22 protein-coding genes and 2 pseudogenes are annotated in these 25,359 nt (G+C 61.8%); 19 read left to right on the top strand and 5 right to left on the bottom strand.

Annotation, left to right across the window (positions count from 1 at the left end; all coding sequences use genetic code 11):
- Positions 1-39: 39 nt before the first annotated feature.
- Positions 40-891 (top strand): flagellar motor stator protein MotA, encoded by an 852-nt coding sequence (gene motA / locus QCL51_RS22645; RefSeq protein ID WP_003249507.1) that lies wholly within the window; start codon positions 40-42, stop codon positions 889-891.
- A 3-nt stretch (positions 892-894) separates the two neighbouring features.
- Positions 895-1,923 carry a flagellar motor protein MotB gene (motB, locus tag QCL51_RS22640; RefSeq protein ID WP_021783869.1) on the top strand — a complete coding sequence of 343 codons (1,029 nt, stop codon included), beginning with the start codon at positions 895-897 and terminating at the stop codon, positions 1,921-1,923.
- A 315-nt stretch (positions 1,924-2,238) separates the two neighbouring features.
- Here motB and rsgA read toward each other — a convergent pair whose 3' ends face one another.
- Entirely contained in the window at positions 2,239-3,258 is a 1,020-nt protein-coding gene (rsgA, locus tag QCL51_RS22635; RefSeq protein WP_031322455.1) for a small ribosomal subunit biogenesis GTPase RsgA, read from the bottom strand.
- Between the two features lie 151 nt (positions 3,259-3,409).
- Here rsgA and orn point away from each other — a divergent pair, with 151 nt between their 5' ends.
- Together orn and QCL51_RS22625 are read left to right on the top strand one after the other, a co-directional pair.
- Positions 3,410-3,952: an oligoribonuclease gene (orn, locus tag QCL51_RS22630; RefSeq protein ID WP_021783870.1), complete on the top strand. Its 543-nt coding sequence runs from the start codon at positions 3,410-3,412 to the stop codon at positions 3,950-3,952.
- Between the two features lie 91 nt (positions 3,953-4,043).
- Positions 4,044-4,655 (top strand): trimeric intracellular cation channel family protein, encoded by a 612-nt coding sequence (locus QCL51_RS22625; protein ID WP_021783871.1) that lies wholly within the window; start codon positions 4,044-4,046, stop codon positions 4,653-4,655.
- A gap of 140 nt (positions 4,656-4,795) precedes the next feature.
- Here QCL51_RS22625 and queG read toward each other — a convergent pair whose 3' ends face one another.
- The gene (gene queG / locus QCL51_RS22620; RefSeq protein ID WP_084851633.1) at positions 4,796-5,860 is read right to left on the bottom strand and encodes a tRNA epoxyqueuosine(34) reductase QueG; all 1,065 of its coding nucleotides are present in this window, start codon (positions 5,858-5,860) and stop codon (positions 4,796-4,798) included.
- 65 nt (positions 5,861-5,925) lie between these two features.
- Here queG and QCL51_RS22615 point away from each other — a divergent pair, with 65 nt between their 5' ends.
- The 14 genes and pseudogenes from QCL51_RS22615 (at position 5,926) to QCL51_RS22550 (ending at position 21,946) form a co-directional block, all read left to right on the top strand.
- Complete coding sequence (locus tag QCL51_RS22615; protein WP_028698113.1) at positions 5,926-6,786, top strand: NAD(P)H-hydrate dehydratase; 861 nt, start codon at positions 5,926-5,928, stop codon at positions 6,784-6,786.
- A complete protein-coding gene (tsaE, locus tag QCL51_RS22610; protein WP_003249523.1) occupies positions 6,774-7,247 on the top strand; it encodes a tRNA (adenosine(37)-N6)-threonylcarbamoyltransferase complex ATPase subunit type 1 TsaE in 474 nt (157 codons plus the stop codon). Before QCL51_RS22615 ends, tsaE begins: the two co-directional genes overlap by 13 nt.
- Before the next feature lie 11 nt (positions 7,248-7,258).
- Positions 7,259-8,689, top strand: coding sequence for an N-acetylmuramoyl-L-alanine amidase (locus QCL51_RS22605; protein WP_021783874.1), 1,431 nt, complete (start codon positions 7,259-7,261; stop codon positions 8,687-8,689).
- Complete coding sequence (gene mutL, locus QCL51_RS22600; RefSeq protein ID WP_021783875.1) at positions 8,689-10,587, top strand: DNA mismatch repair endonuclease MutL; 1,899 nt, start codon at positions 8,689-8,691, stop codon at positions 10,585-10,587. Before QCL51_RS22605 ends, mutL begins: the two co-directional genes overlap by 1 nt.
- Position 10,588: 1 nt before the next feature.
- The gene (gene miaA, locus QCL51_RS22595) at positions 10,589-11,560 is read left to right on the top strand and encodes a tRNA (adenosine(37)-N6)-dimethylallyltransferase MiaA (RefSeq protein WP_021783876.1); all 972 of its coding nucleotides are present in this window, start codon (positions 10,589-10,591) and stop codon (positions 11,558-11,560) included.
- Between the two features lie 94 nt (positions 11,561-11,654).
- Positions 11,655-11,915, top strand: coding sequence for an RNA chaperone Hfq (gene hfq / locus QCL51_RS22590; protein ID WP_003258160.1), 261 nt, complete (start codon positions 11,655-11,657; stop codon positions 11,913-11,915).
- Positions 11,916-11,927: 12 nt separating this feature from the next.
- The gene (gene hflX, locus QCL51_RS22585; protein WP_012274456.1) at positions 11,928-13,229 is read left to right on the top strand and encodes a ribosome rescue GTPase HflX; all 1,302 of its coding nucleotides are present in this window, start codon (positions 11,928-11,930) and stop codon (positions 13,227-13,229) included.
- 96 nt (positions 13,230-13,325) lie between these two features.
- On the top strand, positions 13,326-14,507 hold the full coding sequence (gene hflK / locus QCL51_RS22580; protein WP_021783877.1) for an FtsH protease activity modulator HflK: 1,182 nt from the start codon (positions 13,326-13,328) through the stop codon (positions 14,505-14,507).
- On the top strand, positions 14,507-15,376 hold the full coding sequence (hflC, locus tag QCL51_RS22575; RefSeq protein WP_014592592.1) for a protease modulator HflC: 870 nt from the start codon (positions 14,507-14,509) through the stop codon (positions 15,374-15,376). Before hflK ends, hflC begins: the two co-directional genes overlap by 1 nt.
- Before the next feature lie 301 nt (positions 15,377-15,677).
- A complete protein-coding gene (locus QCL51_RS22570) occupies positions 15,678-16,865 on the top strand; it encodes an ATP phosphoribosyltransferase regulatory subunit (protein WP_021783878.1) in 1,188 nt (395 codons plus the stop codon).
- Positions 16,866-16,921: 56 nt separating this feature from the next.
- Positions 16,922-18,214, top strand: a complete 1,293-nt coding sequence (locus tag QCL51_RS22565) for an adenylosuccinate synthase (RefSeq protein WP_021783879.1) — start codon at positions 16,922-16,924, stop codon at positions 18,212-18,214.
- A 339-nt stretch (positions 18,215-18,553) separates the two neighbouring features.
- On the top strand, positions 18,554-20,488 hold the full coding sequence (locus tag QCL51_RS22560; protein ID WP_021783880.1) for a methyl-accepting chemotaxis protein: 1,935 nt from the start codon (positions 18,554-18,556) through the stop codon (positions 20,486-20,488).
- A gap of 686 nt (positions 20,489-21,174) precedes the next feature.
- Positions 21,175-21,432: pseudogene (locus QCL51_RS22555) on the top strand (type VI secretion system tube protein Hcp); the annotation flags it as partial.
- 139 nt (positions 21,433-21,571) lie between these two features.
- Complete coding sequence (locus QCL51_RS22550; protein ID WP_028698112.1) at positions 21,572-21,946, top strand: hypothetical protein; 375 nt, start codon at positions 21,572-21,574, stop codon at positions 21,944-21,946.
- Positions 21,947-21,987: 41 nt separating this feature from the next.
- On the opposite strand, the pseudogene QCL51_RS22545 reads toward QCL51_RS22550, so the two are convergent.
- A pseudogene (locus tag QCL51_RS22545) lies at positions 21,988-22,142 on the bottom strand (IS110 family transposase); the annotation flags it as partial.
- A 19-nt stretch (positions 22,143-22,161) separates the two neighbouring features.
- Here QCL51_RS22545 and QCL51_RS22540 point away from each other — a divergent pair.
- Positions 22,162-22,536, top strand: coding sequence for a hypothetical protein (locus QCL51_RS22540; protein WP_135192562.1), 375 nt, complete (start codon positions 22,162-22,164; stop codon positions 22,534-22,536).
- A gap of 63 nt (positions 22,537-22,599) precedes the next feature.
- Here the strand turns inward: QCL51_RS22540 and QCL51_RS22535 are convergent, their stop codons facing one another.
- Positions 22,600-24,165 carry an iron ABC transporter permease gene (locus QCL51_RS22535; protein WP_003249548.1) on the bottom strand — a complete coding sequence of 522 codons (1,566 nt, stop codon included), beginning with the start codon at positions 24,163-24,165 and terminating at the stop codon, positions 22,600-22,602.
- Positions 24,165-25,178: an extracellular solute-binding protein gene (locus tag QCL51_RS22530; protein ID WP_101196349.1), complete on the bottom strand. Its 1,014-nt coding sequence runs from the start codon at positions 25,176-25,178 to the stop codon at positions 24,165-24,167. Before QCL51_RS22530 ends, QCL51_RS22535 begins: the two co-directional genes overlap by 1 nt.
- Positions 25,179-25,359: the final 181 nt, after the last annotated feature.

The following is a 25,359-nucleotide window of genomic DNA, read 5'->3' as shown; positions in this document are numbered from 1 at the left end:
GTCTCTTCCCCTGACCACGACAGCAAGTGCTTTGAACCTATGGCTAAAATTATCGGCATCATCGTCGTATTCGCGAGCGTGCTCGGCGGCTACGTACTCTCCCACGGCAAGATCGCAGCCCTTATCCAGCCGTTCGAAGTACTGATCATCGGCGGTGCGGCCTTTGGTGCATTCCTGCAGGCCAACCCTGGCCACATGACCATGCATGTCATCAAGAAGTCGATGAAGATGTTCGGCTCGCGCTTCAGCCATGCCTTCTACCTGGAGGTGTTGGGCCTTGTTTACGAAATCCTCAACAAGAGCCGTCGCGAAGGCATGATGGCCATCGAGGCCGACATCGAGGACGCCGCTGCCAGCCCGATCTTCGCCAAGTACCCGACGGTACTGGCCGATGAGCGCATGACTGCGTTCGTCTGTGACTACCTGCGCATCATGTCCACCGGCAACATGGCCCCGCACGAGCTCGAGGGCCTGTTCGACATGGAACTGCTGAGCATGAAAGAAGAGCTGGAGCACCCGTCCCATGCGGTGACCGGCATTGCCGACGGTATGCCCGGCTTCGGTATCGTTGCGGCGGTACTGGGTATCGTGGTGACCATGGCCTCGCTGGGCGATGGCGACCAGGCCGCCATCGGCATGCACGTAGGTGCGGCGCTGGTGGGTACCTTCTTCGGTATTCTGGCGGCTTACGGTTTCTTCGGTCCTTTGGCCAAGTGCCTGGAACACGATGCCAAGGAAGAGCTGAACCTCTACGAATCAATCAAGGCCTCGCTGGTCGCCTCCGCCTCGGGCATGCCACCTTCGCTTGCAGTCGAGTTCGGGCGCAAGGTGCTGTATCCCAAGCATCGCCCAAGCTTCGCCGAACTGGAACAAGCGGTTCGCGGTCGCTGAGTCATGGAGAACAATCAGCCCATCATCGTCAAGCGCGTAAAGCGCTTTGGCGGCGGCCACCATGGTGGCGCCTGGAAAATCGCCTTTGCCGACTTCGCCACGGCGATGATGGCGTTCTTCCTGGTGCTGTGGCTGTTGTCCACGGCCACGCCAGAGCAGAAGATCGCCATTGCCGGCTACTTCAAGGACCCGATCGGTTTCTCGGAAAGCGGCACGCCCTACGTCATCGACCTGGGCGGTTCGCCTGAGCTGGCGCCGGAGAAGACCATCAACCCGGAAGTGAAGGCCGAACCGACGCAGGAGTCCACCACACAGCTAAGCAAGGACCAGGTCGAGACCATGGCCGAGCAGGTGGAGCGTGAGCGTCTGGAGCTGTTGCTGCAGGAACTGCAGAACAAGGTGGAAGAGAATCCACAGTTGCAGAAGTTCAAGGACCAGATCCTGTTCGAGATCACCCAGGACGGCCTGCGCATCCAGATCATGGATGCCGAGAACCGGCCGATGTTCGATATTGGTAGCGCGCGCCTGCAGCCATACTTCGAAGATATCCTGCTGGCCATGGCCGATACCATCAAGGCGGTGCCTAACAAGATCAGCATCAGCGGCCACACCGATGCCAAGCCGTATGCTGGCACCGGTGAGTACGGTAACTGGGAGCTGTCGGCCAACCGCGCCAACGCCGCACGTCGTGCTCTGGTGGCGGGTGGTTACCCGGACAGCCAGGTGGCGCGGGTGGTGGGTTACGCCTCGTCATCGCTGTTCGACCGCAAGGACCCGTTCAACCCGGTCAATCGGCGCATCGACATCATCGTGCTGACCAAGAAAGCCCAGCGCAATATCGAGGGTGAGCAGGGTACGCCACAAGCTCCGGCCGCCGAGCCCGCTGCACCGCCAGCCGGTGACGCGGCGCCAGGGGCTTCGGCACCGGCTGCGCAGAGCGAACAGGCGCCGATGCAGCCGCGTGAACTGCGCCAGAAGCTGAACATCTTCGAAGAGGGTACGCTTAAGATGGATGACGCCAAGGAGCAGTAGGTCCTGGCGGCATCAGGGCTGACAGGGGGTTGGCGGAAAGGTTGAAGCGCCGGTGAGATCGAGCGCCGCCCGCGCGGCGCATCGCGAGCTGCGCTCGCTCCTACGTTTGTTTCGGGCCAGTAACGCCAGTGCAGGCGCGCGCGACCGCCTGTTCGTGCCACGCGATATCGAGACATGCGCCAAGGCATTCGCGCACAAATCCCACAGGAATGATTGGCCCGAAACAAACGTAGGAGCGAGCGCAGCTCGCGATGCGCCGCGCGGGCGGCGCTCGATCTCACCGGCAGCGCAAATGCCACGGCGAGAGTAGCTGTTTCAAGTCAGGCTGGCGATGATCGAGCGATAGCTGTTCATGCGCTGCGGCTTGATGCGCCCCTCTTCCAGTGCCTTGAGCAGCGCGCAGCCCGGTTCGCGGTCATGCTTGCAGTCGCGGAAGCGGCAGGTGCCGAACAAGTCGCGAAACTCGATGAAGCCATCTTCCACGTCGTCGCGGCTGACATGGCCAAGGCCGAACTCGCGAATGCCCGGCGAGTCGATCAGGTCGCCGCCGTTGGGGAAGTGGTACAGCCGCGCCGTGGTGGTGGTGTGAGTACCCTGGCCAGACCATTCCGACAGGTCTCCGACACGGGTGCCGGCGTCCGGCAGCAGGCTGTTGACCAGCGACGACTTGCCTACCCCTGACTGGCCGACGAACACACTGATGTGGCCGTCAAGGAGCTGCTGCAGGCGCTGCATGCCGTCGCCCTGATGTGCCGATACTTCCAGCAGCGGGTAACCCAGCTCGCGGTAGACCTCCAGCAGCGCATGCAGGCCGGGGCCGTTCTCGTCGTTGATCAGGTCGGCCTTGTTCAGCAGCAGCAGCGGACGCAGGCCGGCGTGCTCGGCCGCTACCAGATAGCGGTCGATCAGGTTCGGGTGTGGTTCCGGCGCCGGGGCGAACACGATCACGATCAGGTCGACGTTGGCAGCCACGGGCTTGAGCTGGCCATGGTTGTTCGGCCGGCACAATTCGGTGCTGCGTGGCATCTGTGCCACGATCACGCCAATGCCCTGGTTGCCCGCACGCCATACCACGCGGTCGCCGGTGACCAGTGCTGGCAGGTTGGCACGCAAGTGACAGCGGAACACCTGGCCCGCGGTGTCGCCGTCCTGGGCTTCCACTTCTACCTGTACGCCGAAGTGTGCGATCACCAGGCCAAGTTGCTCCGGCCCCAGGTCGCCACCCTCCAGTTCCTGCAGTGCATGCTGCTCGCGTTTGGCCGCGCGAGCGGCGCGCTCACCCTGGATTTTTTCGATCCGCCAGTTTTGGCGGCGATTGAGCTGGCGTTTGGCCATGAAGGTACCGTAAGAGAGGCCCGGCGTGGGCATTGAAAACGGCACGCAGTTTAGCACGCCAGCCGCTGGACTATTCCGCCCAGCTTTATGCCGTGAATGGGCGTGCCTTGGCCACTAGGCTAATATGATCGCCTATATGAGGAGCCCCTGCATGCAAAACCCACAGAACCTGATCTGGATCGACCTGGAAATGACCGGCCTGGATCCGGACAGCGATGTCATCATCGAAATGGCCACCATCGTCACTGACAGCGAGCTGAACACCTTGGCCGAAGGGCCGGTGATCGCCATCCACCACAGTGACGAAGTGCTGGCGCGCATGGACGAGTGGAATACCCGTACCCATGGTGCTTCGGGGCTGACCCAGCGCGTGCGCGAGAGCAAGATCAGCATGGCCGAAGCCGAGGCACAGACCATCGCCTTCCTTGAGCAGTGGGTGCCTAAAGGCAAGTCGCCGATCTGCGGCAACAGCATTTGCCAGGATCGTCGATTCCTCTACCGTCACATGCGCAATCTGGAAAACTACTTCCACTACCGCAACCTGGATGTCTCTACGCTGAAGGAACTGGCCGCGCGCTGGGCGCCGAACGTGCGTGACAGCTTCAAGAAGGGCAATACCCACCTGGCGCTTGACGATATCCGCGAATCGATCGCCGAATTGCGTCACTATCGCGAGCACTTCATCAAGTTGTGATTCAAAACGGCGCAGATATTGTATCTGCGCCCCCTTTTGGTGCCTTGGGCAACTGGTTAGACTGCGCGCCTTTCCTGCACGGACCCGCACCATGTTGCTGATGCTCTACCTTATCGCCATTACCGCCGAAGCCATGACTGGCGCGCTGTCTGCCGGGCGTCGCGGCATGGACTGGTTTGGCGTGGTGCTGATCGCCTGCGTTACTGCGCTTGGGGGCGGCTCGGTGCGTGATGTGCTGCTCGGGCACTACCCGCTGACCTGGGTGAAGCACCCTGAGTACCTGGTGCTGACCAGCCTTGCGGCGCTGCTGACCATTTTCATTGCGCCAATGATGCGCCGCCTTCGCTCGCTGTTCCTGGTACTCGATGCCCTGGGGCTGGTGGCATTTACCCTGATTGGCTGCATGACGGCGCTGGAGATGGGGCAGGGCATGCTGGTGGCGTCGATCAGCGGGGTGATCACCGGTGTGTTTGGCGGGATCCTGCGGGATATCTTCTGCAACGACATCCCGCTGGTGTTCCGCCGAGAGCTGTATGCCAGCGTGTCGTTTGCGGCAGCCTGGTTTTATCTGGGTTGCGTGTATTTCAAGGTGCCGGCAGAACAGGCGATGTTGCTCACACTGTTTGGCGGCTTCCTGGTGCGCCTGTTGGCAATCCGCTTCCACTGGGAAATGCCCAAGTTCCACTACAACGACCAGCAGTGACGCAATTTACAAGCGCAACATGGCCCTTGTGGGAGCGGGCGTGCCCGCGAACACCGGCGAAGCCGGTGCCATTACCTGTGTTGCCTGCTTCGCGGGCGCGCCCGCTCCCACAAGGATGGCGCATGCTCTGAGGCTGGTCGCTATTGAGCTCCGTGTCGGGCCAGCGCCCACTCCACATGCTCGCGCACCAATTCCGATTCATCGTCACGCCTGGCCTTCAGCGCCTCGATCACCGGAATCGTCGACGGCGCATTGCCCAACCCTACCGCCAGGTTGCGCAAAAAACGCTCGTACCCCGCCCGCCGCAAAGGCCCGCCCTCGGTCTTGCGCAGGAAGGTGCGTTCGTCCCACAGGAACATCGCCGCCAGGTCCGTATTTTCCAGCCCATGCCGTGGCTGGAAATCCTGCTCCTGGCTGTGCTTGGCAAAGCGGTTCCACGGGCAGACGATCTGACAGTCGTCGCAACCGAACACCCGGTTGCCCATCTTTGCGCGTAACTCGACAGGGATCGCGCCCCTCAGCTCGATGGTCAGGTACGAGATGCAGCGTCGCGCATCCAGCACGTAAGGCCCGACAAACGCCTGTGTCGGGCAGATGTCCAGACAGGCCTGGCAACGCCCGCAGTGTTCGCTGGTGGTGGCTTCGTCCACCGGTAGCGGCAGGTCGACGAACAGTTCGGCAAGAAAGAAATAGCTACCCGCCTTGCGGTTGAGCAACAGCGTGTTCTTGCCGATCCAGCCCAGCCCGGCCTGTTCGGCCAGGGCTTTTTCCAGTACCGGGGCGCTGTCTACAAACGCGCGGTAGCCGAACGGGCCGACAGCTTCCTGGATGCGGTCGGCGAGGAACTGCACGCGCTTACGCACCAGCTTGTGGTAGTCCCGGCCAAGCGCGTAGCGCGACACGTAGGCCTTTTCCGGCTGGGCCAGACGCTGCGCCATCTGCGTGTCGCCGGGCAGGTAGTCCATACGTAGCGAGACCACGCGTACGGTGCCGGGGATCAGTTGGTCGGGGTGTGACCTTTTGCTGCCGTGGGCGCCCAGGTATTCCATCTCACCCTGATAGCCGGCGTCGAGCCAACGCTGCAGGTGGTGTTCGTGTTCGCCAAGGTCAACCCCGGCGATGCCAACATGGGCAAAACCGAGTTCCTGGCCCCACATCTTGATCGATTGGGCCAATTGGGCGAGGTCAGGTGTGGAGGCGGACATGGATGGGCAAGGCAATACGGGCTCAGGTGCGTATAATTCTGCCAGACATTGGAGCCTTTGACCCCATGCCACAGACCAAACACCCCAGTAATGCCCCTCAATTGCTCAGCAGCGTGACGGTTGCCCGCCTGCCGGCACGGCATGCGCATGCCCACAAAGGCGACTTTGGCCATGTACTGGTGGTCGGTGGCGACCTTGGTACCGGTGGCGCTGTATTGCTCAGCGCCGAAGCCGCCCTGCGTTGCGGCGCCGGGCTGGTCAGCGTGGCAACCCGGCCCGAGCACGTGTCGGCCAGCCTGGCGCGCCTGCCCGAAGTCATGTGCCTGGGTGTCCGTTCGGCCAACCAGCTGATGGGCGTGCTGGAGCGCGCCTCGGTACTGGTGGTCGGGCCCGGCCTGGGGCAGGCGGCGTGGGGCTGCAGCCTGTTGTCGGCGGTGGCCAACGCCCAGCGGCCGCAAGTGTGGGATGCCGATGCCTTGAATTTGCTGGCGCGCACCCCGCTGGCCCTGCCCAGTGGCAGCATCCTTACCCCGCACCCGGGGGAGGCGGCGCGGCTGCTGGGTATTTCCACCGAGGCGGTGCAGGCCGACCGCCCTGGCGCCGCGCGCAAGCTGGCGCGCCGTTATAACAGCGTCTGTGTACTCAAAGGTGCCGGCACACTGGTGGCAGCCCCAAGCGGCCAACTGGCTGTGTGCGAGCGCGGGCACCCGGCGATGGCCGGCGCCGGTCTGGGCGATGTGCTGACTGGCGTGTTGGCGGCACTGGTGGCCCAAGGCCTGGATGCCTGGGGCGCGGGTTGTCTGGGGGTGTGGTTGCACGCCTGTGCCGGCGAGCGCCTTGGGATAAAAGGTAGAGGCCTGGCGGCCAGTGATCTGGCGCCGGTCATTCGTGAGTTGTTGGAGGAGCATTCTGCGTGTCTGGCTTAAATCTGTTTCTGGCCGATGAAGAGGCCACGGTCAAATTCGGTGCAGCACTGGCCGAGGTGACCGGTGGTCGCGGCGTGATTTTCCTTGAAGGCGACCTGGGTGCGGGTAAAACTACCCTGTCGCGTGGCCTGATCCGCGGTCTGGGCCATACTGGTGCTGTGAAAAGCCCGACATTCACCGTGGTCGAACCCTATGAAATCGGCGAGGTCCGAGCCTTTCACTTCGACCTGTATCGCCTGGTCGACCCGGAGGAGCTTGAGTTCATGGGCATTCGTGACTATTTCGAAGGCGACCCGCTGTGCCTGTTCGAATGGCCACAAAAGGGTGCGGGCGTTTTGCCAAAGCCTGACCTGACCATTACCATAAGCCCCCAAGCGAGTGGACGCTCGCTGAACCTTTCGCCGCAGGGGGCTCGCGGCGAGGCCTGGTGCGTGGCACTGGCCGAACACTATAAACAGTAAGTGGGGTAGGTATGCGCATACGCGCACTGGTCGCCATCGTTGGGCTGCTGCTGACAACGGTGACCGTTGACGCTCTGGCCGTCACTCAAGTCAAGAGCATGCGCCTGTGGCGCGCACCGGACAACACGCGGCTGGTTTTCGACCTGTCTGGCCCCGTGCAGCACAGTGTCTTCACCCTGAGCGCACCCGATCGTCTGGTCATCGACATCAATGGCGCAACACTGGCCGCGCCACTGAATGTGGCTACCTCCAACACGCCGATAAGCAATGTGCGTTCGGCCCAGCGTACGCCAACCGACCTTCGGGTTGTGATCGACCTGAAAAAGTCGGTAACCCCGAAAAGCTTCACCTTGGCGCCCAATGCACAGTACGGCAACCGCTTGGTGGTCGATCTGTATGACCAGGAAGCTGACGCTATCGCGGCCAGCGCGCCACCGCCTGCACGGGCACCTGTGCAAACGCCTGCGACCACGCCGGCGGTGCCAGTGACGCCGGCCCAGCCGGCGATCAAGCTGCCCCCGGTACCCAGTGGCAAGCGTGACATCGTGGTTGCTATCGATGCCGGGCATGGCGGCGAAGACCCTGGCGCTTCCGGCTCGCGTGGCCAACACGAGAAAGACATCGTGTTGCAAATCGCCAAAGAACTGCAGCGTCAGATCAACAGCGAAAAAGGTTTCCGTGCTGAGCTGACCCGCACCGGCGATTACTTCATCCCGCTGCGCAAGCGTACGGAAATCGCCCGCAAGAAAGGCGCCGACCTGTTCATTTCGATTCACGCCGATGCGGCCCCGTCGCGCGCAGCCTTTGGCGCCTCGGTGTTCGCCCTGTCCGATCGTGGCGCCACCTCCGAGACTGCGCGCTGGCTGGCCGACACGGAAAACCGCTCCGACTTGATCGGTGGTGCGGGTAATGTCAGCCTCGACGACAAGGACCGCATGCTCGCTGGTGTGCTGCTTGATCTGTCGATGACAGCTACGCTCAGTTCCAGCCTCAACGTGGGGCAAAAGGTATTGGGCAACATGGGGCGCGTCACCTCGTTGCACAAGCAGCGCGTTGAACAGGCCGGTTTCATGGTGCTTAAGTCGCCAGACATCCCGTCGATCCTCGTTGAAACCGGGTTCATCTCGAACAACAACGAAGCCGCCAAGCTGGCCTCATCCAGCCACCAGCAGGCTCTGGCCAGGTCGATCCGCACCGGGGTGCACCAGTACTTCCAGCAGAACCCGCCACCTGGCACCTATATCGCCTGGCTGCGTGACACCGGCAAGATTGCCGCCGGTCCGCGTGAACACACCGTGCGCCCTGGCGAAACCCTGGCGATGCTCGCCGTGCGTTACCAGGTCAGTGTGGCCAGCCTGCGCAGCACCAACAAGCTGAAGACCGATGAGCTGAAGGTTGGTCAGCGCCTCGACGTGCCCGCCACAACCTTGGCCGCGCAATAATGAGTGGCGGTTCGCGAATTCAGCTGCTCAGCCCGCGGCTGGCCAACCAGATTGCTGCCGGCGAGGTTGTGGAGCGCCCGGCATCTGTAGCCAAGGAGCTGCTGGAAAACAGCCTGGACTCCGGTGCCCGGCGCATCGATGTGGAAGTAGAGCAGGGCGGCGTCAAACTGCTGAAGGTGCGGGACGATGGCAGCGGCATTTCTGCCGACGACCTGCCGCTGGCCCTGGCCCGCCACGCCACCAGCAAGATCCGCGAGCTGGAAGACCTTGAAGGGGTATTGAGCCTGGGTTTCCGTGGCGAGGCTTTGGCCTCGATCAGTTCGGTGGCGCGCCTGACCCTGACCTCGCGTACCGCCAGTGCCAGCGAGGCCTGGCAAGTAGAAACCGAAGGTCGCGACATGACGCCGCGGGTGCAGCCGGCGGCGCACCCGGTCGGTACTTCGGTGGAAGTGCGCGATTTGTTCTTCAATACCCCGGCCCGACGCAAGTTCCTCAAGGCCGAGAAAACCGAATTCGATCACTTGCAGGAAGTGATCCGCCGGCTGGCGCTGGCCCGTTTCGATGTCGCCTTCCACCTGCGCCACAACGGCAAGAGCATCCTTAGCCTGCACGAGGCCCACGACGAAGTCGCCCGTGCGCGGAGGGTGGGTGCCATCTGTGGCCCTGGCTTCATGGAGCAGGCGCTGCCGATCGACGTGGAGCGCAACGGCCTGCGCCTTTGGGGCTGGGTCGGTTTGCCGACGTTCTCGCGCAGCCAGGCTGACCTGCAGTACTTCTTCGTCAATGGCCGGGCAGTGCGCGACAAACTGGTCGCCCATGCTGTGCGTCAGGCTTACCGGGACGTGCTGTTCAACGGCCGCCACCCCACGTTCGTGCTGTTCCTGGAGCTGGAGCCCAACGGCGTCGATGTGAACGTGCATCCTACCAAGCATGAAGTGCGATTCCGTGAAGGGCGCTCGGTGCACGACTTCCTGTATGGCACCTTGCACCGTGCCTTGGCCGACGTGCGCCCGGAAGACCAGCTGGCCGCACCTGCGGCGGTGCCTGAGCTGGTTCGCCCCACTGGCCAGCAGGCCGGTGAGTTCGGGCCCCAGGGTGAAATGCGCCTGGCCTCGCCGGTGCTTGAACAGCCTCGAGCCCCACAGCAGTCGTTTTCCAATGGCGGCAGTGGCGCCGGTTACCAGTATCAATACACCCCACGTCCCTCGCAGCCGCTGCCGGCCGCAGAGGCACAGGCGGTGTATCGCGAGTTCTACAAGCCACTGGAAACCGGTGCAGCGCCTGCGACGGCCCTGCCCGAAAGCCAGGGCGACATTCCCCCGCTAGGCTACGCACTGGCGCAGCTCAAGGGCATCTACATCCTGGCCGAAAATGCTGTTGGCCTGGTGCTGGTGGACATGCACGCCGCCCACGAGCGGATAATGTACGAGCGCCTCAAGGTAGCCATGGCCAGCGAGGGTCTGAGCGGCCAGCCGTTACTGGTGCCGGAAACCCTTGCCCTTAGCCAGCGTGAAGCCGACTGTGCCGAAGAGCATGCCCAGTGGTTCCAGCGCCTGGGCTTCGAATTGCAGCGCCTGGGCCCCGAGACCTTGGCGATTCGCCAGATCCCGGCCTTGCTCAAGCAAGCCGAAGCCAATCGCCTGGTGCAGGACGTGCTTGCCGACCTTATGGAGTACGGCACCAGTGATCGCATTCAGGCGCACCTCAACGAACTGCTCGGTACCATGGCCTGTCACGGTGCCGTGCGCGCCAACCGGCGCCTGGCAATTCCCGAGATGAACGCCCTGCTGCGCGATATGGAAAACACCGAGCGCAGCGGCCAGTGCAACCATGGTCGTCCTACCTGGACCCAGATGGGCCTGGACGATCTGGACAAACTTTTCCTGCGCGGTCGATGAAATGAGCGGCAAGCCCCCTGCAATATTCCTGATGGGCCCGACGGCGGCCGGCAAGACCGACCTTGCCATCGAACTGACCACAGTGCTGCCGTGTGAACTGATCAGCGTCGATTCGGCACTTGTCTACCGTGGCATGGATATCGGTTCGGCCAAACCGTCGAAAGAAATCCTCGCCGCCCACCCGCACCGGCTGATCGACATTCGCGACCCGGCCGAGAGCTATTCGGCCGCGCAGTTCCGTACCGACGCCCTGGAGGCCATGGCCGAGATCACCGCGCGCGGCAAGATCCCGCTGCTGGTCGGTGGCACCATGCTCTATTACAAGGCGTTGATCGATGGCTTGGCCGACATGCCAGCGGCCGATGCGGCGGTGCGCGCCGAGCTGGAGGCACAGGCTGAAGCCCTGGGCCTGGCCGAGCTGCACCGCCAGTTGGCCGAGGTTGACCCAGAGTCAGCGGCACGTATTCACCCCAATGACCCGCAGCGGCTGATCCGGGCGTTGGAGGTGTACCGGGTGAGCGGTGAGAGCATGACAGTTCATCGCCGGCGTCAATTCGCGGAAAGTCGCGGCGCAGACGCAGGCGCTGGCGGACAATTGCCCTATACTGTCGCCAGTTTGGCGATTGCTCCTACAGATCGTCACATTTTGCATCAGCGAATTGCGTTACGATTTTCGCAGATGCTGGAACAGGGCTTCGTTGACGAGGTCCGATCGCTGCGAGCCAGAAGTGACTTGCACGCCGGGCTGCCGTCTATACGGGCAGTGGGTTATCGGCAAGTCTGGGATTACCTGGATGGCAAGCTGACTGAGAATGAGATGCGTGAACGCGGTATCATTGCTACCCGGCAGCTGGCCAAGCGGCAGTTCACCTGGTTGCGTGGCTGGCCTGAAGTGCACTGGCTTGACAGCCTGGCCTGCGACAATCTGTCCCGCACCTTGAAATACCTTGGGGCCATCTCCATATTGAGCTGAGTCCCTGCTGATTGCCGTCTATTCTTGCGAAGGGGCGGCCTAATTTATCGATTTTATTGAATTTCTATTATTTATCCTTACAGGAGTGCGGCATATGTCAAAAGGGCATTCGCTACAAGACCCTTACTTGAACACCTTGAGAAAAGAAAAGGTCCCGGTATCCATTTACCTGGTCAACGGTATCAAACTGCAGGGCTCGATCGAATCGTTCGACCAGTTCGTGGTATTGCTGAAGAACACCGTCAGCCAGATGGTCTACAAGCACGCCATCTCGACCGTAGTTCCGGCCCGTCCGGTCCGCCTGCCAAGCCCGTCCGACAGCGAGCACGGCGACAGCGAGCCAGGCAACGCCTGATAGGAGCCTGCATTGTTCTTTGAGCGCCACGGCGGTGGTGAGCGGGCATTGCTCGTTCACTTGGAAGGTCAGAACCCTGAGGCGCGAGAAGACCCGCAGGAGTTTCAGGAGTTGGCATTGTCGGCCGGGGCCGACATCGTCTCGCTGGTCACGGTGACAAGGCATCAGCCTTCCGCCAAATACCTGATTGGCAGTGGCAAGGTCGAAGAGTTACACGACCTGGTCCATGCCGAACAGGTAGATCTGGTGATTTTCAATCACACCCTCACGCCCAGTCAGGAGCGCAACCTCGAACGTGTGTTCGAGTGTCGTGTGCTGGACCGAACCGGGCTGATCCTCGATATCTTCGCCCAACGGGCGCGTACCCATGAAGGCAAGCTGCAGGTCGAACTGGCCCAGCTGGAGCATATGAGCACGCGGCTGGTGCGCGGCTGGACTCACCTTGAGCGACAAAAAGGTGGTATCGGCCTGCGCGGTCCGGGTGAAACCCAGCTGGAAACCGACCGCCGCCTGTTGCGGGTGCGTATACGCCAGATCAAGTCACGCCTGGAGAAAGTGCGCAGTCAGCGCGAGCAGGCGCGGCGCGGGCGCAAGCGCGCGGATATCCCATCGGTGTCGCTGGTGGGTTATACCAATGCCGGCAAGTCCACGCTGTTCAACGCCCTGACCGAGTCCGAGGTGTATGCCGCGGACCAGCTGTTCGCCACACTCGACCCGACCCTGCGCCGGCTCGAGCTCAACGACCTGGGGCCGATTGTGCTGGCCGACACCGTAGGCTTCATTCGTCACCTGCCGCACAAGCTGGTCGAGGCATTTCGGGCTACGCTCGAAGAGTCGAGCAACTCCGACCTGTTGCTGCATGTGATCGACGCCCATGAGCCAGAGCGCATGGAGCAGATCGAGCAGGTGCTGGCGGTGTTGGGCGAGATTGGTGCCGAGGGGTTGCCGATCCTCGAGGTGTACAACAAACTCGACTTGCTCGAAGATGTCGAGCCACAGATCCAGCGCAATGCCGATGGCAAGCCGGAACGGGTCTGGGTATCGGCACGCGATGGGCGTGGTCTGGAGCTGGTTGGCCAGGCGGTTGCCGAGTTGCTGGGGGATGATCTGTTTGTCGGTACCCTGTGTCTGGAGCAGCGTTTTGCCCGCTTGCGCGCGCAATTCTTTGCCCTGGGTGCCGTGCAGAGTGAAGAGCATGATGAAGAGGGGCGCAGCCTGCTGAGCGTGCGACTGCCCATGGTCGAACTGAATCGCCTGGTCAGCCGCGAAGGCATGGAGCCGCAAGTGTTTGTCGAGCAACACACTTTGCAATAAATGCTCGTCGAGGTCGCCGGGCAGCAGTGACAGGCATTCTGTAGCATTGGACGGCGCGCCGTGGGCGCGTCTTTGCTTTATCAGATGGAGAGCGCTATGGCTTGGAACGAGCCGGGTGGCAACTCGAACAATCAGGATCCCTGGGGCGGCCGCCGTGGTGGCGGTGGCGGCGGTGGTGACAAGAAAGGTCCACCGGATCTGGACGAGGCCTTCCGCAAACTGCAGGACAGCCTGAATGGCATGTTCGGCGGCAGCAAGAAACGTGGCGGCGGTGACCGCAATGTCGGCAAGGGCGGTGGCCTGGGCCTGCTGGGCATCGGCCTGGCGGTGCTGGCTGCAATCTGGCTGTACAACGCCGTGTATGTGGTCGACGAGCAGGAGCAGGCGGTTGTGCTGCGCTTCGGCAAGTACTATGAGACGGTCGGTCCCGGCCTGAACATCTACTTCCCGCCGATTGATCGCAAGTACATGGAAAACGTCACGCGTGAGCGTGCCTACACCAAGCAGGGCCAGATGCTGACCGAAGACGAGAACATCGTCGAGGTGCCGCTGACCGTCCAGTACAAGATCAGCAACCTGCAGGACTTCGTGCTCAATGTCGACCAGCCTGAGGTGAGCTTGCAGCACGCGACCGAGAGTGCTCTGCGCCACGTGGTTGGCTCCACTTCGATGGACCAGGTGTTGACCGAGGGTCGTGAGCAGATGGCCGTGGATATCCGCGAACGCCTGCAGCGCTTCCTCGACAACTACCGTACCGGTATCACCGTTACCCAGGTCAACGTACAAAGCGCGGCAGCTCCGCGTGAAGTGCAGGAAGCCTTCGACGACGTGATCCGAGCCCGCGAAGACGAGCAGCGTGCCCGCAACCAGGCCGAGTCCTATGCCAATGGCGTGGTGCCGGAAGCCCGTGGTCAGGCCCAGCGCATCATCGAGGACGCCAATGGTTACCGCGACGAAGTCATCGCTCGCGCCAAGGGTGAGGCAGACCGCTTCACCAAGCTGCTTGTCGAGTACCGCAAGGCACCTGACGTAACCCGTGAGCGTCTGTATCTGGAGACCATGCAAGAGGTCTACAGCAACTCGAGCAAGGTCATGGTGGCAACCAAGGACGGGCAGAGCAACCTGCTCTACCTGCCGCTGGACAAGATGGTCGAAGGCAGCCGCAGGCCGTCCGTGCCAACCACCAGCGTGTCGCCATCGACCAACGATGCGGCCGCCCGTGCCGCGCAGGACATGCAACAGCAACAGCAGCCGCTGCGTACTAGGGAGAGCCGCTGATGAGCAATAGATCGCTGATCGCCCTGATCGCCGCTGTGGTCCTGGCTATCGTGGCCTGGAACAGCTTCTACATCGTGTCCCAGACCGAGCGAGCGGTACTGCTGCGCTTCGGTAAGGTGGTCGAGGCGGATGTTCAGCCAGGCCTGCACGTGAAGATTCCGTACGTGAACCAGGTGCGCAGGTTCGACGCCCGACTGATGACCCTCGATGCTCCTACCCAGCGGTTCCTGACCCTGGAAAAGAAAGCGGTGATGGTCGACGCCTACGCCAAGTGGCGCGTCAAGGACGCTGAACGCTTCTACACCGCCACGTCCGGCATGAAGCAGATCGCCGACGAGCGTCTGTCGCGCCGTCTGGAAAGTGGCCTGCGCGACCAGTTCGGTAAACGTACCCTGCACGAAGTGGTTTCCGGTGAACGTGACGCGCTGATGGCTGACATCACTGCATCGCTGAACCGCATGGCGAGCAAGGAGCTGGGCATTGAGGTGGTCGACGTGCGCGTCAAGGCCATCGACCTGCCGAAGGAAGTCAACCGCAGCGTGTTCGACCGTATGAGCACCGAGCGTGAGCGTGAAGCCCGCGAGCACCGTGCCAAGGGTAACGAGCTGGCTGAAGGTATCCGTGCCGATGCCGACCGTCAGCGCCGTGTGCTGCTGGCCGAGGCTTATCGCGAAGCAGAAGAAACCCGTGGTGATGGCGACGCCCAGGCGGCCGCTATCTATGCCAAGGCCTACAGCCAGGACGCTGATTTCTATGCGTTCCACCGTAGCCTGCAGGCATACCGCGAGAGCTTCTCGAGCAAGAGCGACGTGATGGTCCTGGACCCGAAGAACGAGTTCTTCCGTTACCTGGACAAGAGCAGGCCTTGATGCTCAGGCCCTGATTTTCATGCAGCGGCGTCCCGCCTGGCAGCTAATGCACCAGGCGGGGTGCATCCTGAATGAAAAGGGGTGTATGATGAGGCAGCCGGGAAATTTCCCGGCTTTTTTGCGTCTGCAAGGTTGATTGGCACAGCGCCAGTCGACAGTTTGGTCAGCTCGCAAGGCAATTTGAGGGTGTCGGGTACGGTGGCTGCGCTGGGATCAGTGCTGCCCGCTGCTGTGCGCGATACCGGCTTTTCTGACGGCTTGCCTGCTGGCAAGCCGCCCGGACCAGAGGGGAAATGGCGTAATGGCAACGGTAGACCGCTGGCTGCTGCCAGATGGCATCGAGGAAGTACTGCCACCTGAGGCTGCGCGCATCGAGATCGCGCGCCGCCAGGTGTTGGACCTGTTCCAGAGTTGGGGCTACGAACTGGTCGTCACCCCGCATATCGAGTACCTGGAGTCGCTGCTTACCGGCGCCGGCCAGGACCTGGATCAGCGCACCTTCAAGGTAGTGGACCCGCAGTCCGGCCGCCTGATGGGCTTCCGCGCCGACTTCACCCCGCAGGTGGCGCGTATCGATGCGCACACACTGCGCCGTGAAGGCCCGAGCCGCCTGTGCTATGCCGGTAGCGTGCTGCACGCCCAGCCGCGTGCCCTGTCCACCTCGCGCAGCCCGATCCAGCTGGGTGCCGAGCTGTACGGTGATGCCAGCCCTACCAGTGATGTCGAGGTCATCAGCCTGATGCTCGCCACGCTGCAGCTGACCGATGTGCCGGATGTGCACATGGACCTGGGCCATGTCGGTATTTACCGCGGCCTGGCCCGTGCCGCCGGCCTGTCTGGCGCGGTCGAACAGCAGCTGTTCGACGCCATGCAGCGCAAGGCTGTCGATGAAGTGCAGGCACTGACCGCCGACCTGCCGAAAGACCTGGGCAGCATGCTGCGCGCCCTGGTCGAGCTGTGCGGTGGTCGTGAAGTACTGACTGAAGCCCGCGTGCGCCTGGGTCGCGCCCCGGCCAGCGTACTGGCGGCGCTGGACGACCTGCTGGCGATCGCTGATCGCCTGGCGTCGCGCTACCCGGACCTGCCGCTGTACTTCGACCTCGGTGAGCTGCGTGGCTACCACTATCACACCGGCGTGGTGTTCGCCGTGTTCGTGCCGGGCGAAGGCCAATCGATCGCCCAAGGCGGGCGCTACGACGATATTGGCGCTGATTTTGGCCGGGCGCGCCCGGCCACTGGTTTCTCCACGGATTTGAAGACCCTGGTCACACTGGGGCGAGCGGAGGTCGTATTGCCAACTGGCGGCATCTGGATGCCGGACAGTGGCGACGCGGCCCTCTGGCAGCAAGTCTGCCAGTTGCGCAGCGAGGGCCAGCGTGTGGTTCAGGCTCTGCCTGGCCAGCCGTTGAGTGCTGCTCTCGAGGCGGATTGTGATCGTCAATTGATTCAGCAAGACGGGCGCTGGCAGGTTCTGCCGCTGGCCCAGTGAGTTTCTGCGTCGGCAACAGGCCGGCAACCAAGTTTGCGTGAATGAGGACCAATGTAATGGGTAAGAATGTCGTCGTCCTGGGCACCCAGTGGGGTGATGAGGGCAAAGGCAAGATCGTCGATCTGCTGACCGAACATGCTGCCGCCGTAGTGCGCTACCAAGGTGGCCACAATGCGGGTCACACCCTGGTGATCAACGGTGAAAAAACCGTTCTGCACCTGATTCCGTCCGGCATCCTGCGTGAAGGCGTACAGTGCCTGATCGGTAACGGCGTGGTCGTTGCCCCGGACGCACTGATGCGCGAAATCACCAAGCTGGAAGAGAAAGGCGTGCCGGTGCGTGAGCGTCTGCGCATTTCCCCGGCTGCGCCGCTGATCCTGTCGTACCATGTGGCCCTGGACCAGGCCCGCGAAAAAGCCCGTGGCGAAGCCAAGATCGGCACCACTGGCCGTGGTATTGGCCCAGCCTACGAAGACAAGGTGGCACGTCGCGGCCTGCGCGTGGGCGACCTGTTCCACCGCGAGCGTTTCGCTGCCAAGCTGGGTGAGCTGCTGGATTACCACAACTTCCAGCTGGTGAACTACTACAAAGAGCCGGCGATCGACTTCCAGCAGACGCTGGACGAGTGCATGGCTTACGCCGATCAGCTCAAGCCGATGATGCTCGACGTCACCGCCGAGCTGCACAACCTGCGTCGCGCCGGCAAGGACATCATGTTCGAAGGCGCCCAGGGCTCGCTGCTGGACATCGACCACGGCACCTACCCGTACGTCACCAGCTCCAACACCACTGCTGGCGGTATTTCCACCGGTTCCGGCGTTGGCCCGATGTACCTGGACTACATCCTGGGTATCACCAAGGCCTACACCACTCGCGTGGGTTCCGGTCCGTTCCCGACCGAACTGTTCGACGAGACCGGCGCTACCCTGGCCAAGCGTGGTCACGAGTTCGGTTCCACCACCGGCCGTGCCCGTCGTTGCGGCTGGTTCGACGCCGTCATCCTGCGTCGCGCCATCGACGTCAACAGCATCTCGGGCATCTGCCTGACCAAGCTGGACGTACTGGACGGCCTGGAAACCATCAACATCTGTGTTGGCTACAAGAACGAGAACGGTGCCGTCATCGACGCGCCTTCCGATGCCGACAGCTACATCGGCCTGGAGCCGGTGTACGAAGAGATGCCAGGCTGGAGCGAGTCCACTCTGGGTGTGAAAACCCTGGAAGAGCTGCCGCAAGCTGCGCGTGACTACATCAAGCGTATCGAAGAGCTGGTTGGCGCGCCGATCGACATCATTTCGACCGGCCCGGACCGCAACGAGACCATCGTGCTGCGTCATCCGTTCGCCTGATCTGCCCTCCAGGCTGATCTGACGCCGTGGCCCTGAAAAGGGCTGCGGCGTTTTCATTTGTGGGTATGCCGGGGCTGGCCAATCCATCGGCAATCCACCGTTGCCGCCGCTACCGTATTCGCGGGTAAACCCGCTCCTACACTGATTGGGTGTGGGCACGCAACGGAGGTTGGGCGCAGGCCGTTGTAGGAGCGGGTTTACCCGCGAAAGGGCCGGCACACGAAACCCCATTGCTAGACCTTGGCGCATTTCCCTGCTGCCTACGGCACAACCCTTGCTGTAAGAAGTTTCTGTAGATGCCATCAAAATAGTGGCGCCAGAAAACACGAGGGTTACACCGTGTCTGCCATCCTCTCACTGTTACGAAGCCGCCTCTTGCGGCCTGTGTTTGTTGCCCTTGGTATCGCTCTTTTGGTGCAGGTGCTGGTTGCCGTTGCGCTTACCCGAAGCACAGTCACCGCTTTGGAGGCTGACCTTGGCGAGCGACTGGGTAATGACAGCCGCCAACTCGCAAGCGAACTGGAGCAAGCCGGGCAAGATGTGCGCTCTGGGCTCGACGGCCTGTCCAGCAGCACCCGCCAGCGCCTGAGCGCAGGGTTGTCGGAGCGCCTGCAAAGCGAACAGCAGCAACTTCGCAGTACCCTGGAAAAGAACCTCAAGGATTCCGCCAACGACATGGCCGAGCTGCTGGCTTCGGTTGCGCCGCGGGCGATCTGGGACAACGACGTGCCTGTACTTTCGGACTTTGCCCGACGCGCGCAGCGCAATCCGAACGTGTTGTTCGTGGTGTACGACGACGCACAGGGTCAGCACCTGACTCGCTACCTCAACCGGCAAAACCCGATCAACCAGGCCTTGATGGAAAAAGGCCAGGGCGAGCGTGCGCTGGACAAGGTGATTGATGCTGCCCGGCGTGACCCGGCGGTGTACTTCGTCGAAGCCTCGATCAGCCCCAATGGCACGGAAATCGGTAAGGTGGTAATGGGGGTTTCCACTGCCGGCATCGACCATGAGCTAAAGGCGCTGGACCAGCGCTTCGCGGCGCTGATCGCTAGCGGAGAGCAGTTGGTTGGCGACAGCCTGGTCGGTGCTGCTGCCGATAGCGGCAAGACCCTGCGTGAGCGCCTTGAGAAGGCGCAGGGCAGTGCTGCCGCCATGCAGGCCAATACCGCGCAAACCGTGCGCGATGCCGCTGCAGAGCTGCGCTGGCGTATCGGTCTGGGCCTGGTGCTGGTCGGCCTCGGGGTGTTGGTAGTGGTGGCTCTGGTGTTAGGCCGCCGGGTACTGAGCAAGCTGCGCCTGTTGATTGCCGCTCTTGATGACCTGGCGGCCGGCGAAGGTGACTTGACCAAGCGCGTGCCGCTCGACAGCCGCGATGAAATCGGCGACATGGCCTCGGCAGTGAACCGCTTTGTCGACAAGTTGCAGCCGATTGTGCGCGAAGCCGGCGAGGTGGCGCAGCGCACGGGTGTGGAGATTGGTGCGATGGCCCAGCGCAACGCCGGCGCAGATGCTGCCGCCGCGTTGCAGCGCGACGAAGTAGCGGCGAGCCTGCGCGACCTGTCGAGCATGGCTGATGAAGCACAAGCCGAAAGTCATGCGATGCAGGCGGCGTTGCAGCAAGTGGTGGATATCCGCCAGGCGACCGATGAAAACAGCCGCACCTCGACCCAGCTTGCCGGGTTGATCGAGAACCTGGCTGGGCAGGTGGATGCCGGCTCCCAGGTGATCGAGCGCCTGGCCAAGCAGAGCGAGCAGATTGAAGTGGTGCTGACGGTGATCCACGGCATCGCCGAGCAGACCAACCTGTTGGCCTTGAATGCCGCCATCGAGGCGGCCCGTGCTGGCGAAACCGGGCGCGGCTTTGCCGTGGTGGCCGACGAGGTGCGCGCGCTGGCGAGCAAGACGCAAAGCTCTACGGGCGATATCCAGGCGCACATCGCAGCGCTGCAGAAGGGCGCCAAGGAAGCTGTGGCCACCATCAGCCAGGCTGGGCTCAAGGCTAGCGAAGGCTTGCTGGTGCTGCGTGACAACGAGCGTCGGCAGCAGTCAGTGCAGGCGGCGGTGGAGCAGGTGCATGCGGCCATTGGCCTGGCGACCCGAGCGGCCGAGCAGCAGGCGAATGGCGCGCAGGCGGTGCGTGGGCGAGTGGAGACTATCCATGCTCAGGCTGAGCGTTCGGCTGAGGTGGTGATGCAGACTACGGCCAGCAGCAAGGTGCTGGATGAGTTGGCCGCGCAACTGCGGGCGAGCCTGGGTCAATTCAGGGCTTGATTGCCTGGGCTGGCCCTGTCGCCGGCGAGCCGGTTCCCACAGGTATTGCGCAGGTTTTGGAGCGGCGCGGTGGCCGTCAGGGTTGGCAGGTGTTCGTCACAGCATCTTCATCGCGTGTGAGATCGAGCGCCGCCTGCGCGGCGCGCATCGCGAGCTGGCGCTCGCTCCTACGTTTGTTTCGGGCCAGTGAGGCCTGTGACAGGCGCGCGCGACCGCCTTGTTCGTACGACGCGATATCGAGCCATGCACCAGGGCGTTCGCGCGCAAATCCCATAGGAATAATTGGCCCGAAACAAACGTAGGAGCGAGCGCCAGCTCGCGATGCGCGCCGCGCGGGCGGCGCTCGATCCCACACGCGCTGCATATCTTGTGGCAAACACCTGTCAACCCTGATGCGATCCCTGTCTGAACTGGCTATCGGCCGATTGTGTGCCGGATGTTGGCCAATCTCGACTTGAAACATTTTTGACGTGATCACCCGGCATTCATCATCAAATTTGTAGGCAATTTCTCAAATTGGCCCTGGCCGGACGCGTATGATTCCGGCATCGGGCCTAGGGCGCTAGGGTCAGTCGCATCTGAAGGCACGCAGCGCCAATCCGCCATTCGCCTTCGGGAACAACCTCACGGCAGCGATGTCCGGACACCGTCGTTATCAGTCCAATCATTACCAAGGAGAGGTAAGCTTGGCCTTCGATGCTTATATTCAAATCGCAGAGATCACTGGCGAAGCACTGGACGAGCAGTACGCCAACTGGGTCGAAATCATCGGCTACAAGTTCGGTGCCAACCAGAGCACCTCTGCCACCGCAAGCTCCGCGGGCGGCGCATCATCAGGCCGCACCACACTCACCAACGTCACCTTCACTAGGTATCTGGACAGTGCCAGCTACAAGCTGCTGGAGGCGCGCTGTGCCGGGCAGCACCTGAAGGAAGTGAAGCTGTCGCTGTAGGTATTCCCACCGGTGGAACGGCAACTTTCGCATGTGCGGTATTGGGGGGAGCGGCTGGAGGTATTGCTGGCGGTGAGTTTGGTGAGGTATTGGGAGAAAGCGTAGGGGAGATTTTGTATGAGGCAGTGCGATGAGTAACTTGCACCTGGCAGTGCTTGGTGTGTTTGTAATTATCTCGCCGTTTTTGATGTTTGGTGTGTGGGTATTCGTTGCGTATCGATATCTGGATCGTATCGAATCAATCTTGTCAAATAGCCGAATGGTGGCTGTGAACAGAGAAATATATTCTCATGCTGGGCTACTTGGGAAAGTCATGCGGCTAGGATCAATTTCTGCAATGCTGTCTATGAAATATTTTAGCGTTCGAAAGGGCCTATTAGATCGCAATGATATTGCTAAGGTTTCCGCCGACCTGCAAAGGCTGTTAGTGCGCTTGTGGACTGTACAAATTTTGCTGATTGCATTGATTGTTCTTTTTTTTGTTTGGATAGAGTACTTGAGGTAAGCTCTGGTCAAACAGAATGCAACCCATTGTTTTCTAAGCACTCAAGCAGTCACCAACTGATACCCCAGTTTTCGGGCTTTGCGAAGCAAAGCCCTGACCTGCCGGTCTCGGTTCCGAACTCTTCAAGACCTTGTTCAACATAAGCCTGCTTCTTGGTTAACAGGCTGTACACCAGACGTACCAACTGATGCGCAGTGATTTATGAGAGTGCGGAAATGAGTACCGAAGCAATGACGATAATCGCATCTATCCTGCTCGCTTGTATGTCAATCAGCGTGTGTGTGATGATTTACTTTGCTTGTCGATCTATAGAAGCTATCGAAAAAGCTTTAGCGAAATGCAAGTATATTCAGGATAATAGGGGGAACTTTTCAGCGGCTGGCCTTGCTGGAAAATTAATGCGTACTTGCCTGGCGGCAAATATGCTCATGATTCCAGGGTTGTTTGTTCGAAAAGGTGTGGCAGATATTTCAGATCTCGAGAGTTTCCCAAGGTCTATGGAAAGAGTTTTGTTGCCCTCTTGGGTGGGGCTTGTAGTATCTACGACCTTGTTCTTTGCTTTCAACTGGCTAGTGGGAGTTTTAAAGTGAACTTGTGATGAAGTCTAGGCACTCAGGCTTGTGCCCAGGCCACATGGCGGCCTGGGCAAGCTTTCAAGCCTTGTTCAAATACATCCGCGTAGTCAGCAAGTAAACCGGCAACCCCGACACCACGATCAGCAGCGCCGCATACGGCGCCGCCGCCGCGAACTCGACATTGGCCGTATGCGCCCACACTTCGGTGGCCAGGGTGGTCATGCCGGTCGGGCTGAGCAGCAGGGTAGCCGTCAGCTCCTTCATGGCATCCAGGAACACCAGTGCAAAGGCCGCTGCCATGGCCGGGAAGATGATCGGCAAGGTCACCCGGCAGAACGCGGCAAAGCTGCTGGCGCCCAGGGTGCGTGCGGCTTCTTCCAGCGTCGGCGAAGCCTTGTTAAGCGCGGTGCGCACCGGCGACTGGGCCAGCGGCAGGAACAGCAGCGCGTAGGCCAGCAGCAGCAGCGCCGTGGTCTGGTACAGCGCCGGCACGTAGTGCAGGGCGAAAAACACCAGGGTCAGGGCAATCACCAAGCCGGGCAGGGCGTGCAGCAGATAGGGCAGGCGCTCGGCCCAGATCGCCAGGCGGCCTTTGTAGCGCACCACTAAAAAGCTGATAGGCAGAGCCAGCAGCACACAGAAGCCAGCACCGCCCAGCGACACCGACAGCGAGGTGAACAACGCCTTCGAGATGGCCGCCACCGGAAATGCCGCCGACGAACCTACGCTCAGCCAGTAACCGAGCATCGCCAGCGGAATGCCGCTGCCCAGCACCGCCAGGCCCACGCAGAACAGTTGCGCCAGCACCGCCCAGCCGCGCAGCCGCACCGGTTGCGCACGCCGCGCTACGCCCTGGCCAATACGTACATGGCGGGCTTTGCCGCGCACCCGCAGTTCCAGCCACAGCATTGCCAGGCACATCGCCAACAGCACGGCAGACAGCATGGCCGCGTTGGCATTGCTGAACTCCAGTTCGAACTGCTGGTAGATCGCCGTGGTAAAGGTTTGCAGGCCGAGGATCGACAGCGCGCCAAACTCCACCAGCATATGCAGGGCAATCAGTAGCGCACCGCCGAGCATCGACGGCCACAGCAGCGGCAGGGTGACTTTGCTGAACACGCCCCAGCGGCTGCAACCCAAGGTGCGTGCCGACTCCTCCAGCGAGGTGTCAAGGTTGCGCAGGGTTGCGGCAACGGGCAGGAACACCAGCGGGTACTTGGACAGGGCCATGACCATGATCGCGCCGCCCAGGCCTTCAAAGTCCGAACTTAGCGACACCCAGGTGAAGCTGCTGACGAACGACGGCACGGCGAATGGCAGGCACAGCACCACGCCCCACAACCGGCGGCCGGCCAGGTTGCTGCGCTCCAGCAGCCAGGCCAGTGCCAGGCCGACCACCATGCAGGTCAGCGTCACCCCGACCATCAGCATCAGGGTGTTGCGCATCAGCCCCCAGACAAAGGGCCGCCACAGCAGGTGCAAAGCTTCGCGCCAGCCGGCTTCCCAGGCTTTGATGGCGACATAAGCCAGTGGCAGCAAGCTCATTGCCACTAGGAACAGCACAGGCAGCACTACCCAGATGGAAGGGCGCTTGCGGCGCGGTACGAAGCGTACCGGCACCGGTTCGGACAGGGCGGCAGTCATCAGAGCAGGCCGACCTCACGCTCAAGTTCGATGGCTTCCTCGGCATTGCCCAGGTCAGCTGGCGAGATCTTCGGCGGGCGCAGTTCGTCGAACGGCTTCAGGCCGCGGTCAGAAACCATGCCCTTGTGCAGCGGGTACTCGGCGGTGGTCTGGGTAATCACGCGCTGGCCTTCCTCGCTGGCCATCCAGTTGAGCAGGGCCTGGGCTTCTTTCGGGTGTTTGCTGGCCTTGACCACGCCTGCGCCGGAGATAGTAACCAGGTTGCCAGCATCGCCGTCGGCCAGGTAATAGAGCTTGGTGTCCAGCTTGCCGCGTTCGCGTTCAAGCGCGTACCAGTAGTAGTTGTTCACCAGTACCGCAGCCACTTCACCCTTTTCTACGGCTTTGAGGGCAACCATGTTGTTGGTGTAGGTCTTGCCGAAGGCTTTCAGGCCGGTCAACCATTCTTCGGTGGCTTCACGCCCGTGCATCTTCAGAATGGCCACGGCCTGCTCCTGGAACGCACCGCTGGTGGGGACGTAGCCGACGCGGCCTTCCCACTCAGGGTTGGCGAAGTCCATCACTGTGGTCGGCAGGTCTTTCTCGTCGACTTTCTTCGGGTTGTACACCACGATGCGCGTACGGGCGGTGATACCCATCCAGGTGCCGTTGGCGCCAACGTACTCCTTGGGCATCATGTTCAACGTGGCGTCGTCAATCTTGGCCAGCAGGCCCAGCTCACCCAGGTTGTTCAGGGGCGGGGACTCTTCTGTGTAGATGATGTCGGCCGGCGAGCGGTCGCCTTCCTCGATGATCTGGCTGGCAAGCTGATTGCTGCTGCCTTTGCGGATGTCGATGTGGATGCCGGTCTTGGCCTCATAGGCCTTGGCAATGGCTTCGCCGATTTCCTTGTGCTGACCGTTGTACATGGTCAGCGTGACCGGTGCGTCTGCCATGGCGGCCGGAGCGCCGATGACCAGGCTCAGCAGTGCGGCGGCCAAGGTACGCATCAGCGGTTGCGGGCGGATCGTCATGCGGGTACTTCCTCGCTTACGGCTACATATTTGGAAACAATGGTAAACGAAATTCTTTCTCAAGTGGCCGGGTGACGAGAAATTCATGGTCAGACCATGGTGCAAGGGGTTGGGGTGTGTTGCCTGTAGGGGGGGATTCGCGGGTGAGCCCGCTCTTACAACGTGCGCGTATCGAGGAGGG

It is taken from the genome of Pseudomonas sp. LTR0 (assembly GCF_036630035.1).
Taxonomy (GTDB): Bacteria; Pseudomonadota; Gammaproteobacteria; order Pseudomonadales; family Pseudomonadaceae; genus Aquipseudomonas; species Aquipseudomonas putida_Y.
This window is presented reverse-complemented; position numbering and strand designations above follow the sequence as displayed.